The sequence below is a fragment of the Pseudomonas sp. TUM25319 genome (genome assembly GCF_056388475.1).
In genome coordinates this window covers 2,046,413-2,062,577 of sequence record NZ_CM150751.1, presented here as the reverse complement: position 1 = coordinate 2,062,577, position 16,165 = coordinate 2,046,413, and the positions used below count along the sequence as shown (strand labels likewise).

12 protein-coding genes and 2 pseudogenes are annotated in these 16,165 nt (G+C 60.3%); 9 read left to right on the top strand and 5 right to left on the bottom strand.

Translation table 11 applies throughout. The annotated features are described in order from the left end of the window. Positions 1-415: 415 nt before the first annotated feature. The 3 genes from AC05QJ_RS09765 to AC05QJ_RS09755 all read left to right on the top strand — a co-directional run bounded on the left by AC05QJ_RS09765 (position 416) and on the right by AC05QJ_RS09755 (position 5,485). Entirely contained in the window at positions 416-1,789 is a 1,374-nt protein-coding gene (locus AC05QJ_RS09765; RefSeq protein ID WP_476746661.1) for a TolC family outer membrane protein, read from the top strand. 43 nt (positions 1,790-1,832) lie between these two features. After that, positions 1,833-3,977 carry a type I secretion system permease/ATPase gene (locus AC05QJ_RS09760; RefSeq protein WP_476747902.1) on the top strand — a complete coding sequence of 715 codons (2,145 nt, stop codon included), beginning with the start codon at positions 1,833-1,835 and terminating at the stop codon, positions 3,975-3,977. Positions 3,978-4,138: 161 nt separating this feature from the next. Next, entirely contained in the window at positions 4,139-5,485 is a 1,347-nt protein-coding gene (locus AC05QJ_RS09755; protein ID WP_476746660.1) for an HlyD family type I secretion periplasmic adaptor subunit, read from the top strand. Between the two features lie 431 nt (positions 5,486-5,916). Here AC05QJ_RS09755 and AC05QJ_RS09750 read toward each other — a convergent pair whose 3' ends face one another. The 4 genes and pseudogenes from AC05QJ_RS09750 to AC05QJ_RS09735 form a co-directional block, all read right to left on the bottom strand. Then, positions 5,917-6,516: a tRNA-uridine aminocarboxypropyltransferase gene (locus tag AC05QJ_RS09750; protein ID WP_476746659.1), complete on the bottom strand. Its 600-nt coding sequence runs from the start codon at positions 6,514-6,516 to the stop codon at positions 5,917-5,919. 75 nt (positions 6,517-6,591) lie between these two features. Then, positions 6,592-7,566: pseudogene (locus tag AC05QJ_RS09745) on the bottom strand (methyl-accepting chemotaxis protein); the annotation flags it as partial. A gap of 309 nt (positions 7,567-7,875) precedes the next feature. Beyond that, positions 7,876-8,157 (bottom strand): annotated as a pseudogene (locus tag AC05QJ_RS09740) (PAS domain-containing protein); the annotation flags it as partial. Between the two features lie 135 nt (positions 8,158-8,292). Then, entirely contained in the window at positions 8,293-9,186 is an 894-nt protein-coding gene (locus AC05QJ_RS09735) for a LysR family transcriptional regulator (RefSeq protein WP_476746658.1), read from the bottom strand. Positions 9,187-9,410: 224 nt separating this feature from the next. On the opposite strand from AC05QJ_RS09735, the gene speB reads away from it, so the two are divergent. The 6 genes from speB (at position 9,411) to AC05QJ_RS09705 (ending at position 15,787) form a co-directional block, all read left to right on the top strand. After that, positions 9,411-10,361 carry an agmatinase gene (gene speB, locus AC05QJ_RS09730; RefSeq protein WP_330075670.1) on the top strand — a complete coding sequence of 317 codons (951 nt, stop codon included), beginning with the start codon at positions 9,411-9,413 and terminating at the stop codon, positions 10,359-10,361. A gap of 144 nt (positions 10,362-10,505) precedes the next feature. Then, entirely contained in the window at positions 10,506-11,885 is a 1,380-nt protein-coding gene (locus tag AC05QJ_RS09725; protein ID WP_476746657.1) for a sodium:solute symporter family protein, read from the top strand. Between the two features lie 334 nt (positions 11,886-12,219). Next, positions 12,220-13,434, top strand: coding sequence for a DUF2515 family protein (locus AC05QJ_RS09720; RefSeq protein WP_476746656.1), 1,215 nt, complete (start codon positions 12,220-12,222; stop codon positions 13,432-13,434). Next, positions 13,431-14,048, top strand: a complete 618-nt coding sequence (locus AC05QJ_RS09715; protein ID WP_476746655.1) for a hypothetical protein — start codon at positions 13,431-13,433, stop codon at positions 14,046-14,048. The genes AC05QJ_RS09720 and AC05QJ_RS09715 overlap by 4 nt, the downstream gene beginning before the upstream one ends. Before the next feature lie 250 nt (positions 14,049-14,298). After that, a complete protein-coding gene (locus AC05QJ_RS09710; RefSeq protein WP_476746654.1) occupies positions 14,299-14,916 on the top strand; it encodes a hypothetical protein in 618 nt (205 codons plus the stop codon). 259 nt (positions 14,917-15,175) lie between these two features. Beyond that, positions 15,176-15,787, top strand: a complete 612-nt coding sequence (locus AC05QJ_RS09705; RefSeq protein ID WP_476747901.1) for a hypothetical protein — start codon at positions 15,176-15,178, stop codon at positions 15,785-15,787. A 188-nt stretch (positions 15,788-15,975) separates the two neighbouring features. On the opposite strand, the gene AC05QJ_RS09700 is transcribed toward AC05QJ_RS09705, so the two are convergent. Further along, a complete protein-coding gene (locus AC05QJ_RS09700; protein WP_256721154.1) occupies positions 15,976-16,098 on the bottom strand; it encodes a PA1414 family protein in 123 nt (40 codons plus the stop codon). Positions 16,099-16,165: the final 67 nt, after the last annotated feature.

Genomic DNA, 16,165 nt, shown 5'->3' with positions numbered 1-16,165 from the left:
TCCAGGACGGCTGGATCTCGGGAGAAATCCACCGTTCTGGCCAACCTCTGGAAGCGAAAGGACACCACCGAATGGCAATCGGCTTAACGCCAATTTTCTGTCGCCATTTTTTAACGGGGTGCCGTTCTCTCCACTCCTTCCTCGCCCTATGTCGAAAAAACATCTGAAAACTTTCTGGCGCCAGTAAAAAAGCGCCTCAGCGCCCGATATACGTGGCGTACGGGTTAAACAATGTGCTGGATTTCTTAGACCGCATAAGTTTTTTTTCGCATAACCCTTATGAAAATTTCTTCTTAGCTTTGCGTGCAAATGTTCTTAGCTCTGTTGTTACAAGCCTGAAACGGTTTGAACTCAAATATTCGTCAGTTTTTTGGCGAAACAGTATCAGAAAATGGACCTTAGGGAGAAGTACCCCATGCGCGTTTTGACCCCCATCACCAGTGCAGTCTTACTGGCCATCGCCTGTGCCAATGCCCAGGCAATGTCTTTGCAGGAAGCAGTGCAGAGCGCCGTGGATTACCACCCGGAGGCCAAGGCAGGAATCAACAGTCGGCTGTCGGCCGACGAAGATGTGAAATTCGCCCGCGGCGGCTACTACCCCAGCGTCGATCTGGTGGCCGGCTACGGACGCGAGCGCTCCGACAACCTCAACACCCGCGGCCTGAATACCGACGGCACGCGCAACCACAACAAGGAAACCCTGACCTACACACAGTCCGAGCTGCGTCTGCGTCAGATGCTGTTCGACGGTTTCAACACCTCCAATGAGGTGGCCCGCACCCAGGCCGTGGTGAACTCCCGTGCCTATTACCTGCAGGCCACCTCGCAGACCATCGCCCTGCGCGCCATCGAGGTGTACCTGGAGGTGCTCAAGCGCCGCGAACTGGTGACCCTGGCCAAGAACAACCTGCAGGCGCACCTGCGGGTGAACGACCAGATCGGCCTGCGTAGCGAGCGCGGTGTTGGCAGCACCGCCGACCTCGACCAGTCCACCGCTCGCCGGGCGCTTGCAGAAAACAACCTGTACACCGCCGAGGTCGACCTGGCCGATGCCGAGGCCAACTTCTTCAGTGTCATCGGACGCATGCCGGACGAACTGGAAGCCCCGCCGTCGATCCGCGGTGAAGTGCCCGAGAGCCTGAACCAGGCCCGCCAGGACATGCTGGAAAACAACCCGTACCTGAAATCGGCCCAGGCCGACATCCAGGCCGCCGAGCAGCAGTATGAAGTGGCCAAGTCGCCGTTCTATCCGCGTCTGGACGCCGAACTGTCCACCGCCGCCAACAACAACCTCGGCGGCGAGCCAGGCCACGCCAATACCGACTGGCATGCCGGCGTGGTCATGACCTACAACCTGTTCCGCGGTGGCAGCGACAAGGCCCGCCTGCAATCGGATGCGCACAAGATCAACCAGGCCATGGACATCCGCAACAACGCCCTGCGCACCCTCAACGAGGACCTGTCGCTGTCGTGGAACGCCATGCAGAACGCGATCAAGCAGACGCCGTCGGCACGCCAGTACGCTGAAACCACCACCCGCGTACGGGCCGCCTACCAGGACCAGTTCGGTCTTGGCCAGCGCACCCTGCTGGACGTGCTGGACAGCGAGAACGAACTGTACAACGCCAACCGCCGCTACACCGAGGTGCGCTACATCGAGGAGTTCTCCCGCTATCGGTTGCTGGCCAACATGGGCGAGTTGCTGATGAAGCAGAAGATCTCGCTGCCGCCGGAAGCCGTCGCCCAGAGCGAGGTGAGAACCGACGCACGGTTACCTGAAATGCGCTGAGTGTTTCCGCCGCCTCTCACAGGAGCAGGCCATTGTGACCAGCATGCAACCGGCAAGCTCGGCGGACCACCGCCAGAGTTTCGATGATCCGTTACTCGATGGGCTGTTGATTCTCTGCAAGCTGCACGGCTGCACCGCCAGCCGTGCCAGCCTGTGCAGCGGCCTGCCCTTGCCGCAACAGCGGCTGAGCCTCGACCTGCTGCCCCGGGCGGCAGCCCGCGCCGGACTGCAGGCGCGGGTGCTGCGCCGCGAGTTGAGCGCGATTTCCGCCCTCAACCTACCGGTGCTGCTGCTGTTCAAGGACGGCCGCTGCGCGGTGCTGCGACGCTGGAAAGACCCGGACCAGGCGCTGATCCTGCCCTGCGAAGCCGACGGCGGCGAGCAGTGGGTCAGCCGCGAGGAACTGGCCGAGGCCTACTCCGGCCAGGTGCTGTTCGCCCGCCCCCGGCACGAGCTGGAAGACCTGCGCAGCCCGCTGGTGCCAAGGGTCCACGCCTGGTTCCACGACACCCTCAAGCAGTCCCGCTGGCTCTACAGCGACGCCCTGCTGGCGAGCCTGCTGATCAATCTGCTGGGCCTGATGATGCCGCTGTTCGTCATGCAGACCTACGACCGCGTGGTGCCCAACCAGGCCACGTCGACCCTGTGGGTGCTGGCCATCGGGCTGCTGCTCGGAACCCTGTTCGAACTGACCCTGCGGGTGGTGCGTGCGAATCTGCTGGACCAGGCCGGCAAGAAGACCGACATGATCCTCTCGGCGACCCTGTTCGAGCGCATCACCGGCATGTCGATGAAGGCCCGCCCGGCCACCATCGGCGGCTTCGCTCAGAGCATCCACGACTTCCAGGGCCTGCGCGAATTCCTCACCGCAGTCACCCTCACCAGCGTCATCGACCTGCCTTTCGTGGTGCTGATGCTGGCGGTGATCGGCCTGCTCGGCGGCTGGCTGGTGATCATCCCGCTGATCGCCTTCCCGCTGACCATCGTCTTCGCCCTGCTCATCCAGATCCGCCTGCGCGACACCGTGCAGAAAAGCCTGAGCCTGGGCGCGGTGCGCCAGGCGCTGCTGATCGAAACCCTCGGCGGCCTGGAAACCCTCAAGGCCTGTGGTGCCGAAAGCGAGCGCCAGTACCAATGGGAAAGCACCCACGGCGCCCTCACCCAACTGGACGTGCACGCCCGCAAACTCTCGGCCCTGGCCACCAACGGCACGCTGTTCATCCAGCAGTTCTGCGGCATGGCCACCATTGTTGCCGGGGTCTACAGCATCATCGCCGGCAACCTCAGCGTCGGCGCCCTGGTGGCCAGCTACATGCTCGGCAGCCGGGTGCTGGCGCCGCTGGGACAGATCGCCGGGCTGATCACCCGCTACCAGCAGGCCCAGCTCACCATGCGCAGCACCGACGCGCTGATGGCCCTGCCCCAGGAGCGTCGTGCCGACCAGCCGCCGCTGGAAAACACCCGCCTGCAGGGCGCACTGGAAGTCAGCCGGGTCAGCTTCCGCTACCCCGGCCAGAGCGCACCGGCGCTGAACGGGGTGAATTTCGCGGTCAAGCCCGGCGAGCGCATCGGCATCATCGGCCGCAGCGGCTCCGGCAAAAGCACGCTGGCGCGGCTGGTGATGGGCTTCCACGAACCGGAGGAAGGCCAGATCCTGCTGGACAACCTCGACCTGCGCCAACTGGACATCGCCGACCTGCGCCAGCAACTGGGCTACGTCGCCCATGACCTGCCGCTGCTGGCCGGCAGCCTGCGCGACAACCTGACCCTGGGCGCTCGCTACGTCAGCGACGCACGCATGCTCGAAGTGGCGGAGCTGACCGGCGTCAGCGAGTTGGCCAGGCAACACCCGCGAGGCTTCGACCGCCCGGTGGGCGAGCGCGGCCAGTTGCTCTCCGGCGGCCAGCGCCAGGCAGTGCTGCTGGCCCGGGCGATGCTGCTGGAGCCGCCGATCGTGGTGCTCGACGAGCCCACCAGTCACATGGACAACAGCAGCGAAGAACAACTGCGCCAGCGCCTGCACGGCTGGATCGAGGGCAAGACCTTGCTGCTGGTCACCCACCGCACCTCGATGCTCAGCCTGGTAGATCGGCTGCTGGTGCTGGACAACGGCAAGGTCGTTGCCGACGGCGCCAAGGATGCGGTGATCGATGCCCTGCGTAAGGGCCGTATCGGCCAGGCACTCTAGGTTCTGTATGAAAAGCCTTGATACTTGGCCATGCCGCGTTGAAACCAGCCTCGGAATGCTCATTTACTCCAGTAAACTCCGCTTCCTCGGCTGTTTTCGCCTTGCCTGGCCGGCGTCTCAAGACTTTTCATACAGAACGTAGGTTCCGGGGGAGGTACGGCATGTCCGCGCTCAGCAGCTATTTCCGCAGTTTCAACAAGACCGCCGAAAGCGAATACCTGCCGGACCTGGCCAGCGCCACCCTGCAGGACTCGCCGCGGCTGTCGCGGCTCACCGTGTGGCTGGCGGCGGCGCTGCTGCTGATCGCCCTGGTCTGGGCCAAGCTGGCGGTGCTCGATGAAGTGACCACCGGCGAAGGCAAGGCGATCCCGTCGAGCAAGGTGCAGGTGATCCAGAACCTCGAAGGCGGCATCGTCACCGAGATCTTCGTTCGCGAAGGGCAGATGGTGAACAAGGGCGACACCCTGCTGCGCCTGGACGACACCCGCTTCCGCTCCAACAAGGGCGAGAGCGAGGCCGACCGCTATGCCCTCACCGCTCAGGTCGAGCGGCTCTCCGCCGAAGCGGAAGGCAAGCCGTTCCAGCTTTCCGAGGAAGTGCGCAACAAGGCGCCGCAAGTGGCCGAGGACGAACTGGCGTTGTACCAGTCGCGCCAGCGGCGCCTGAGCAGCGAAAAGCAGACCCTCAACGAACAACTGCGGCAGAAGAACCAGGAACTGGCCGAGTTCCGCTCCAAGGTGGAACAGTACCGCTCGGGCCTGGCGCTCTTGCAGCAGGAACTGGACATGTCCACCCCGCTGGTGAAGACCGGCGCGATTTCACCGGTTGAGATCCTTCGCCTGCGCCGCAGCGCCGTGGAAGCCCGAGGCTCGCTGAACGCCACCAGCCTGGCGATTCCCCGGGCCGAGGCGGCGGTGGCCGAGATCAAGAGCAAGATCGAGGAGGCCGACGCCAGCTTCCGCTCCGAGGCCGCCAAGGAACTCAACGAGAAACGTACCGACCTGTCGAAGATCACCGCCACCAGCGTCGCCATCGACGACCGGGTCAACCGCACCACGGTGGTGTCGCCGGTGCACGGCATCATCAAGCTGCTCAAGGTCAACACTATCGGCGGCGTGGTCCAGCCCGGCAGCGACCTGGTGGAAATCGTACCGCTGGAAGACAACCTGCTGATCGAGGCCAAAGTGCGGCCACAGGATGTCGCCTTCCTGCATCCGGGGCAGAGCGCGATGGTCAAGTTCAGCGCCTACGACTACTCCATCTACGGCGGGCTCAAGGCAAAACTGGAACTGATTGGCGCCGACACCGTCACCGACGACAAGGGCAACGCCTTCTACATGATCCAGGTGCGCACCGACAAGAACCACCTGGGCGGCGACAACAAGCCGCTGCTGATCATCCCCGGGATGGTGGCGACGGTGGACATCATCACCGGCGAGAAAAGCGTGCTGGATTATCTGTTGAAGCCGGTGTTGAAAGCGCGGACGGAGGCGTTGCGGGAGCGGTGAACCTCTCCATTGCCTTATCGTTGAGGCTGCAGGCGCATGCCATGGGATCTTCAGCGCTCTTGAGACCGAGCGCCGTCCGCACGGCGCATCGCTGGCAACGCCAGCTCCCACATTTGCTGCAACGCGCCATGGCCTGTAAGAGTTGCGTTGTCAGCCTTTGGTGCCTGACGATCTATCGCGGGGAGGCTGTTGGGCTCACCTCAATATCGCGTCGTAAAAACAAGGCGGTCAACCATGGCCTGAGCGACATAGGTACGTTGCAACAAATGTGGGAGCTGGCCTTGCCAGCGATGCGCCGCGCGGGCGGCGCTCGATCCTGAGAGCGCCGAAAAATCTCGGCTAGCGCCTGATCGCCATTACCTGATCGGATGCCTGGCACCTAGTGCTCTTCATGCTGACCCAGGTGTTCAGCCCCTCAAGACCTACCCCACTCAGCGAAGATGATTGCGCTCGAACGTCTCCCGCCCCATCGCTTCGATCTGCCCCTCGATCAGCGCGTCGAACGGCCTGAGCAGTTCGTCGAAGCGCCCTGCCCCTTCCAGCGCATTCAATGCCTGGGTCACCGCCTCCAGGGTGGACAGCGCACCTTCCTCCGGGGCCTTGCGCAACCTGTAGCGCGAGGGTTGCACGCTCGCCAGGGTAACCCGCGGCAAGGCGTCCAGCAGCGGGTTGAGGTACAGCAGCTTGCGCGCCTTGCGCCAGGTGCCATCCGGCACGATCAACAACCAGGGACGCTCGTCGGGATCGACCGCATAGGCAACCAACGGCTGCGCCTGCTCGCCCGGAAACAACAAACCGACCCGATACCCCGGCGTGGCAATCAGCGCCGCCAGATCATCGAACACTTCCCCCACCCGCAGTTCAGCATGACTCAAGCCGAGCGCGGCAAGACGCGCCGTATTGAGGGCATGACGGACTTCATCGGGATGCTGCAGCAATACCACGCGGGTACGGCTGTCGAGGGACGGGATCAAGGGACAAAGGCAGCGGGACTGCGGACGCTGGCAGCGCTCGCACTGGATTCTGGACATTGGGTTCTCCTGAGGCGGTCAATTTTGCCACAGCAGTCCCGGAAAAAACCCACGTCCCTGTGGGCTGGGCATTAACTAGCGGCTGAAGCGTTCGGCCAGGTCGTGCAGGTAGCCAGCCATGCGCTCCAGTTCAAGGCTGATTTCCGCGCCCTGCTTGGCCTGGCCGGCACTGTGATCGCACAACTGGGCAATGCGCACGATCTGCTGGTTGATGTCTTCCACCACATGGCTTTGCTGCTCGGACGCCGTGGCGATCTGCTGGCTCATGCCGGTGATGCGGCTGACCGCGTCACTGATCCCCGCCAGCGCCGTCTGCACCGCCTCGACGCTGTGCACGCTGTCGCGGGAGATCTGCTCGCCCTTGTTGGCGCTGACCACCGCCCGGTCGGCCCCGGCACGCAGCGAAGCGATGATGTGGTGGATTTCCTCGGTGGAAGCACGGGTGCGTTGGGCCAGAGAGCGCACCTCATCGGCCACCACGGCGAAACCACGCCCTTGCTCGCCGGCCCGCGCCGCCTCGATGGCGGCATTGAGGGCCAGCAGGTTGGTCTGCTCGGCGATCGAAGTGATCACATCCACCACACTGCCGATGGATTGGGTCTGCTCGGCCAGTGCGTTCACCGCCTGGCCGATATCGCTCACCGCCTCGGCCATGCTGCCCATCGCCTGCAGGCTCTGCTGCGCCAGGGTGCTGCCCTGGCGCGTCAGTTCGTCGGCGTCGGAGGCGGCGTGGGCAGTGTTCTGCACGTTCTGGGTAACTTGCTGGATGGTCGCCGCCATCTGCGCGATGGCCGTGGCCGACTGATCGGTCTCGCTGCGCTGGCGGTCGAGCATCTGCGCCTGGGCGTCGGACAGATCGGACGACTGCGAAGCCCTGCTGCGTACACTGACCCCGGCGTCCACCAGGCGGGTCAGCGCCGTTTGCAATCGCGCCTCCTCGCTGACCATGGCCAGGTCCAGTTGCCCTTGCAGCCCGAGGTTGCGGCTGTAGGTCAGGGCCACCAACGGACTGGTGAAGGCCTTCGGGTGCTCGGCCAGGGTCTGGCGAATCACCCGGTTCTGGCGGTTTTCCAGCAGGAACCAGGCACCCAGCAGGCTGGCCATCAGCACACCGAGGGCAGCGTATTGCGGCAGGCTCAGGTAGCCGGCCACCGACACCGCGCCAGCCGCCAGCAAGGGCCAGCCGTGCTCCAGCACATCCAGGCTGCGCGCGGCCCAGGAGGTGGGCGAGCGTCCGGCACGCAAGCGCTGGTACAAGGCCGAAGCCCGCTGCACCTGGTCGCGGCTGGGCAGCGAGCGCACCGACTCGTAGCCGCTGATTCGCCCGTCCTCGTAGATCGCCGTGACGTAAGCGCTGACCCAGTAGAAGTCACCGTTTTTCGCGCGGTTCTTGACCACGCCCATCCACGGCTTTCCCTCCTTGATGGTTTCCCACATATGGGCGAACACCGCGGGGGGCATATCGGGATGGCGAACCAGATTATGGGGCTGGCCGATCAGCTCTTCGCGGGTAAATCCGCTGATGGCGACGAAGGCATCGTTGCAGTAGGTGATGCGGCTGCTCAGGTCGGTGGTGGAGATCAGCCGCTGGTCCTGGGGGAAAGTTCGTTCCTGCTCAGTGACGGGCAAGTTATTGCGCATCTTGGGCGTTCCCTGCTGATGAGATGGATGGAAAATTCATCACAGCAAGAAAAGGTCTAGCAGAGCATTCAACTGGATGGGGGCATCAGGCCAGTATTTTTACCATAAGCACAAAGTATTGCTGGCCATGTGATATCAACTCGGCGTCAATTGCGCCCGCAACAGGTCACGGAAGGTCTGGATCAGCGGCTCGCGGCTGCGCCCGCGACGGATGATCATGGAGAACGGCGCCTGATAGCCGAAGGTCGCCGGCGAGAGTACCCGTAGGTCGCCCTTGTCGACCCAGGCCTGGGCGTAGTGTTCGGGCAGGTAACCGATGTACGCGCCAGACAGCACCAGGATCAGTTGCGCCTCCATGCTCTCCACCGTCGCCGCACTGTGCTTGAAGCCGTGGCGGGCAAGCTCCGCCTGGCTCCAGTAGCCACGGCCGACCATGCGCTGCTGGGTGATGACCTGCTCGGGGATGCGCCGCTCCTGGAACAGCGGATGGCGATTGCTGCAATACAACCAGTGCTGCTCGCGGTACAGCGGCTGATAGACCAGACCACTCATCCGGGTGGAAAACGCACCGACCGCCAGGTCGAGACGGTTGTCCTGCACACCGAGCTGCAATTCGTAAGGGCTGGACACCGACAGGTGCAGGTGCACCGCCGGATGTTCCTGGCTGTAGGCACCGATGGCCTCGGCCAGAGGCAAGGCGCGATCACCGACAGTGGAATCGATCACCCCCAGGTTGAGGGTGCCGCGCAATTCGCCCTTGAGCGCGGCGGCGTACTGTTCGAACCCGTCCAGTTCGGCCAGCAGGCGCAGGGCCTCCTGGTGAAAGAGCTCGCCCTTGCTGGTCAGGCTGAACCCGCCACGCCCCCGGTGGCACAGGACGATACCGAGCGCCGACTCCAGTTGGCTCATGTAGGTGCTGATGGCCGAGGTGGAGAGGTTCAGGTCGCGCTGGGCATTGGCGAAGCCCTGGTGGCGCACCACGCTGGCGAAAATGCGCAGCAGCTTCAGATCGGGCAGGTTCGAGGCCATGAAAACGGAGGTCCGCGGGTGGTAAATGGCGACAGTCTAACCCTGCCTCGGGCAATAGTTCAGAAAAACCTGAACTAAGTATTTGCCTGTAGCGATTCTTCTACGGCACTACCTTTTGCAGACTTCGCCGCACTGCAACTGTTCCAGGGCATTTTCGGCTGGCTGGCCGGCGTTGAGAACAGATATCAACAACTAGAACAATCGAATCGATGAGGCCCGAAACCGTGGACAAGATTCTGCACCAACCACTGGGCGGCAACGAAATGCCGCGCTTCGGCGGCATCGCCACCATGCTCCGCCTTCCGCACCTGCAAAGTCCTGCCGGCCTCGACGCCGCCTTCATCGGCGTGCCGCTGGACATCGGCACGTCGCTGCGTTCCGGTACCCGTTTCGGCCCGCGCCAGATCCGCGCCGAATCGGTAATGATCCGCCCGTACAACATGGCCACCGGCGCTGCGCCGTTCGACTCGCTGTCGGTCGCCGACATCGGTGACGTGGCGATCAACACCTTCAACCTGCTCGACGCCGTGCGCATCATCGAAGAAGCCTACGACCAGATCGTCGAACACAACGTGATCCCGCTGACCCTGGGCGGCGACCACACCATCACCCTGCCGATCCTGCGCGCCCTGCACAAGAAGCACGGCAAGATCGGCCTGGTCCACATCGACGCCCACGCCGACGTCAACGACCACATGTTCGGCGAGAAGATCGCCCACGGCACCACCTTCCGCCGCGCCGTCGAAGAAGGCCTGCTGGACTGTGACCGCGTGGTGCAGATCGGCCTGCGCGCCCAGGGCTACACCGCCGAGGACTTCAACTGGAGCCGCAAGCAGGGCTTCCGCGTGGTCCAGGCCGAAGAGTGCTGGCACAAGTCGCTGGAACCGCTGATGGCCGAGGTACGCGAGAAAGTCGGTGGCGGCCCGGTGTACCTGTCGTTCGACATCGACGGCATCGACCCGGCCTGGGCGCCTGGCACCGGCACCCCGGAAATCGGCGGCCTGACCACCATCCAGGCGATGGAAATCATCCGCGGTTGCCAGGGCCTGGACCTGATTGGCTGCGACCTGGTGGAAGTCTCCCCGCCCTACGACACCACCGGCAACACCTCGTTGCTCGGCGCCAACCTGCTTTACGAAATGCTCTGCGTACTGCCCGGCGTTGCCCGTCGCTAACAGCCAAGGCAAGGACAGCAATCCGGCAGGAGCCATGACGGCGGCCCGTTGAACCACGGGCCGCGCAACTACGAAGAAAAGACCCGCGGCGGCCCGCCGTGCGCGGGATCGATCTCACATAAAAAAGATAATTGGAGACACCCCATGGCCTTGGACATATTCGTTGTACTGATCTACGCCGCCGGGATGCTGTTGCTCGGCTGGTACGGCATGCGCAAAGCGAAAACCCATGAAGACTACCTGGTGGCCGGCCGCAACCTCGGCCCGAGCCTGTACATGGGCACCATGGCGGCCACGGTACTGGGCGGCGCGTCCACCGTCGGCACCGTGAAACTGGGCTACGTCCACGGCATCTCCGGCTTCTGGCTGTGCGCCGCGCTGGGCCTGGGCATCATCGCCCTCAACCTGTTCCTCGCCAAGCCGCTGCTGCGGCTGCGCATCTTCACCGTCACCCAGGTGCTGGAAAAACGCTACAACCCGATGGCCCGCCAGGCCAGTGCGGTGATCATGCTGGCCTACGCCCTGATGATCGGCGTGACCTCGACCCTGGCCATCGGCACCGTACTGCAGGTGCTGTTCGACCTGCCGTTCTGGGCGGCGATCCTGCTCGGCGGTGGCGTGGTAGTGGTGTACTCGACCATCGGCGGCATGTGGTCGCTGACCCTGACCGACATTGTCCAGTTCATCATCAAGACCGTGGGCCTGATGTTCATCCTGCTGCCGATCTGCCTGTACCGCGTGGGCGGCTGGGACGAGCTGGTGGCGAAACTGCCGGCGGCCAGCTTCAGCCTGACCACCATCGGCTGGGACACCATCATCACCTACTTCCTGATCTACTTCTTCGGCATCCTGATTGGCCAGGACATCTGGCAGCGCGTATTCACCGCCCGCGATGAAAACGTCGCCAAGTACGCCGGCACCACCGCAGGCGTGTACTGCGTGATCTACGGTCTGGTCTGCGCGGTGATCGGCATGGCCGCCCACGTGCTGCTGCCGGACCTGGGCAACGCCAACAATGCCTTCGCCGCCATCGTCAAATCCGCGCTGCCCGACGGCATCCGCGGCCTGGTGATCGCTGCTGCGCTGGCGGCGATGATGTCCACCGCCAGTGCCGGCCTGCTGGCGGCGTCCACCGTCCTGACCGAAGACCTGCTGCCGAAACTGCGTGGTGGCAAGCAGTCGAGCCTGGCGGTCAACCGCCTGTTCACCCTGCTGACCGGCCTGGTGGTACTGGCCATCGCCCTGGTGGTGGAAGACGTGATCAGCGCCCTGACCCTGGCCTACAACCTGCTGGTGGGTGGCATGCTGGTACCGCTGATCGGCGCCATCTACTGGAAACGCGCCACCACCCGTGCGGCCATCACCAGCATGACCCTGGGCTTCGTCACCGCCCTGGCGTTCATGATCAAGGACGGCATGGATGCGAACACCCCGATCTACTACAGCCTGGCGATCGGCCTGGTGAGTTTCGTGGTGGTAAGCCTGATGTCGCGCCCGGAAGTGAAGGCGGCGAAGCTGGCGTAATAGCGAAACGATAAAAAAGGGGCTTGCGCGAGATATCGCGCAAGCCCTTTTTTTATATCAAGTCGATATTCAAGACATCGAACGTAGGAAATACCATCAAAACACAGATAAACATTCAACAGACCGCTGAAGATAACGCCACAACAACCGCACAGAAAAATATCCAGATTCAATTTATTAAAGCCAAGCCCCAGCAAACATTGATCTCAAGACAGAATCAGTACACACAGAGCAATTTAATTATTTTCTTGATGTTTACAAAACGCCAATCGCATTGAATCTTAGGTTTCAAGTGAAATAGCCTTACGCGCTTTGAATATCTCAGGATGTCAAAGTGCAAGCATTCAAACTGCATGAGTGTGACAAGTATTGTATCGGCGAGCTCAAGAAGCCGATTTCGGAATGCAAGAAAACCGTGGTCGACGGTGGGCGGGGCACGATCTATGAAATTGACTGCCTGGGCTGCAATGAGGTCTGGCTGGCCTACCAGAAGGAGGCCGAAGACATTGTCGCTCCCGGTGGACAACTGATTGCAGATCCCAAAGAGCGCAACAGGGTCATCAATGCCGCCTACGCCAGGCTTTGGCTGCACGACAATCGCTTTCAGTGGGCGGGGCTGGCAGCGTTTGCGTCAAAGCAGGTCGGATGCAGGCTGCTGCATGCCTCTGACCTGCTCGAAAAGCTCAGCGAGGAAGAGAAGGCGGCAGAACGGATGCTCCAAGCCAACGAGCGCAAGGGGATACCAGGTGTCTACAGCCACTATCAGGTGGATGAGCGCGCGAAGGAAGAATATCTACGGTCTCGAGAAAACAACCCTGTCCCGTCAATGGACGTTTCCTCCGAAAGCAGCCTGCAGATCGGGATCCGGCATCACCTGTGGAATCAGCGCCAGCTTGCCTACCATCAGGCGCAGAAAATGGCGAATAAAACTATCGCCTATCAGCTCAATTACGTATACGAGCGGCTTGCAATGGGGAATACGCTCTTGTTTCTTGATGTATTTCCACTTCACGCCTTTTACAAAAAGCGGGGGTGGAATGCCATGCATTTCTGCCTTAAGAAAAGATCTATCATCAGCAAACCGAAAAACACGGTCCTGAGACTTCTCGGCATTGAAAAAATAGACCTTGGATATGACCATGGCGAAATATACGGTGCTTTTCAGGAAATAGAAAACGGGAATATTGCAGAGAGCGTAAAGCTTCTTGCCCGACATGAACAGGTCAACATCCTACAACCTGTAATGTATGACGATCTAGTCCTAGAGATATTATTAAGAGGCAATCACTTTTCATACATTACGAATCTTGTCCCTAAAGTCCCACAAGCCGTGGAACTGACTCTCGCCAGCCAATGTCAGCGGCTGACAGACGGGCGAACCATAGAGTTCGACTCAGGACCCTTTGCCAACCTGGCAAACGTAGATGAGCGCATGGAATTCGTTCTCAGGGCCGCAGCGCAATTCGACAGTTTATTGAAAGGCGTCGATCGAGCGAAAATCGAGGCATCGATAAGAAACATCGCCAATGGTAAAGGAGTTGAGATTTGAGCACGCCTCACTTGAACCGAGCTAAGAAAGCAACATTGTTTCTTCTCCTGGTAGCTGTGATTTCAATAGGAGCCCTCGCCTACCCCGCCAAAGCCCCTGTGATTTCCCTGCTGATGCATGAACCCTGGGAAGATATGCGACAACGCTCAACGGCCAGGATCAACTCAGCAATTCCTGGGGAGCCCTGGTTCTCAATACCTCACTCTGACGCTCGGTTTGAGTTTGCCGATCCAACCTATGGTTTCATTACCCCACCTGCCCGTTTTTTCACCATCAGCTACAACAGCCAAGGGAAAGTCCACGGCGTACGCATGTCGCCACAAATTGAACCCTTGTTGCTGGATGACACGCTCGATCTGCTATTGGATCTGCAAGATCAATGGCGCAGCAAGGGATGGCGCTTGGTATGGCCCGATGAGGATCCAGCGTTTGAGGATAACCGCGAATGGCGGAATCATCTCCGGGAAGGAAATCTTGGAAGAAACTACTGGCGAGCAGAGGATAAATATCAAGTCACTGTCTTTGTCCGAAAATTCAGGGACGAAGACGGGCCAGGCAAAGAGCGCTACCTGATCACACTCGACTTCGGGAAGCAATATGGAAGGGAAGGCTGAGTACTGATATGCGCCAGCGTGCTTGAACTGAAAGGGCCTGCGCAGGGCAGGCCCTTCTTCTATAGAGGAATAAGACGCGGCTGTAGTGAAAATTCCCACGATACAAAAATCAACAGAACACTGGAGAAAACGCCATAACAACTCCACCAGCCTCCGCTGCGGCGCAACTGGAAGGTTTATTGAAAAGCATCGTTCGAGCGGAAATCGAGGCTGCGATAGGAAACATTGTAGATGGTAAAGGAGTTGAGCTTTGAGCGCGCGCCACATAAACCGAACAAAGAAATTAACATTGCTTCTTCTGCTGGTAGCTGCAATTTCAATAGGAGCCCTCGCCTACCCCGCCAAAGCCCCTGTGATTTCTCTGCTGATGCATGAACCCTGGGAAGATATGCGACAACGTTCAACGGCCAGGATCAACTCAGCGATTCCAGGCGCAGACTGGTTCTCGATACCTCACTCTGACGCTCGGTTTGAGTTTGCCGATCCAACTTATGGCTTCATTACCCCTCCAGCCCGTTTTTTCACTATCAGTTACGACGATATGGGGAAAGTCCACGGCGTACGCATGTCGCCACAAATTGAACCCTTGTTGCTGGATGACACGCTCGAGCTGCTATTTGATCTGCAGGATCAATGGCGCAGCAAGGGATGGCGCTTGGTATGGCCCGATGAGGATCCTGCGTTTGAGGATAACCGCGAATGGCGGAATCATCTCCGGGAAGGAAATCTTGGAAGAACCTACTGGCGAGCAGAGGATAAATATCAAGTCACTGTCTTTGTCCGAAAATTCAGGGACGAAGACGGGCCAGGCAAAGAGCGCTACCTGATAACCCTCGACTTCGGGAAGCAGTATGGAAGAGAAGGCTGAACACTGATATGCGCCAGCATGTTTGAACCGAAAATGGCCTGCGCAGGGCAGGCCATTTTTCTTTGGAAAGGAGAGAAATGGTTTGTAGCAAAAGCCAGACGACACAAAAACATTTAACAAAAAATTGGAGACGACGCCATAACAAACCCACCAGCCTGCGCTGCGGCGCAATTCGATAGTTTATTGAAAGGCGTCGATCGAGCGAAAATCGAGGCCGCGATAAAAATATTGCCGATGGTAAAGGAGCTGAGCTTTGAGCGTGCGTTACATAAACCGAACAAAGAAACTAACATTGCTTCTTCTGCTGGTAGCTACAGTTTCAATAGGAGCCCTCGCCTACCCCGCCAAAGCCCCTGTGATTTCCCTGCTGATGCATGAACCCTGGGAAGATATGCGACAACGTTCAACGGCCAGGATCAACTCAGCGATTCCTGGAGAGCCTTGGTTCTCAATACCTCATTCTGACGCTCGCTTTGAGTTTGCCGATCCAACCTATGGTTTCATTACCCCACCTGCCCGTTTTTTCACCATCAGTTACAACAGCCAAGGGAAAGTCCACGGCGTACGCATGTCGCCACAAATTGAACCCTTGTTGCTGGATGACACGCTCGATCTGCTATTGAATCTGCAGGATCAATGGCGCAACAAGGGATGGCGCCTGGTATGGCCCGATGAAGATCCTGCGTTTGAGGACAACCACAAATGGCGGAGCCATCTCCAATCAGGAAGAGCCGGAAGAACCTACTGGCGAGCGGAGGACAAATATCAAGTTACTGTCTTTGTACATCAGTTCACGGACGAAGACGGGCCAGGCAAAGAGCGCTACCTGATCACCCTCGACTTCGGCAAGCGGTATGGAAGAGAGGGCTGAGTACTGATCGACACCGGCGTGCTTGAACTGAAAAGGGCCTGCGCAAAGCAGGCCCTTTTTCGTTGGGGTGTCGGAGTTCCATTGGTGGCGAAGCCAGCTCCCGCAACGATCGCGTCGAGCACCGATCCTGCGGCAGACAAAGAACCCTGTGGGAGCTGGCCTTGCCAGCGATGAGACGTCTGGGCTGCTCAGCGTCGCGGCTGACGCCTGCGCTTTTCTTCATCGGCGGGGATCGGCACCGGTTGCATCGGCGGGATCAGGCCCAGGGCGACAGCCAGATCGTGAAGCCAGTTCATCATCAGGTTTTTCATAAGTCCCCCTTGAGGGTCATCGTCCAATCCAGTTTGGCTACGATGTTTCGTAGCAATCATAGCTCTA

Bases quoted from the DNA above. Each gene is read 5' to 3' on its own strand.
- AC05QJ_RS09765 (WP_476746661.1), top strand. From the start codon at position 416: ATGCGCGTTTTGACCCCCATCACCAGTGCAGTCTTACTGGCCATCGCC.
- AC05QJ_RS09760 (WP_476747902.1), top strand. From the start codon at position 1,833: ATGCAACCGGCAAGCTCGGCGGACCACCGCCAGAGTTTCGATGATCCG.
- AC05QJ_RS09755 (WP_476746660.1), top strand. From the start codon at position 4,139: ATGTCCGCGCTCAGCAGCTATTTCCGCAGTTTCAACAAGACCGCCGAA.
- AC05QJ_RS09750 (WP_476746659.1), bottom strand. From the start codon at position 6,516: ATGTCCAGAATCCAGTGCGAGCGCTGCCAGCGTCCGCAGTCCCGCTGC.
- AC05QJ_RS09735 (WP_476746658.1), bottom strand. From the start codon at position 9,186: ATGGCCTCGAACCTGCCCGATCTGAAGCTGCTGCGCATTTTCGCCAGC.
- AC05QJ_RS09725 (WP_476746657.1), top strand. From the start codon at position 10,506: ATGGCCTTGGACATATTCGTTGTACTGATCTACGCCGCCGGGATGCTG.
- AC05QJ_RS09700 (WP_256721154.1), bottom strand. From the start codon at position 16,098: ATGAAAAACCTGATGATGAACTGGCTTCACGATCTGGCTGTCGCCCTG.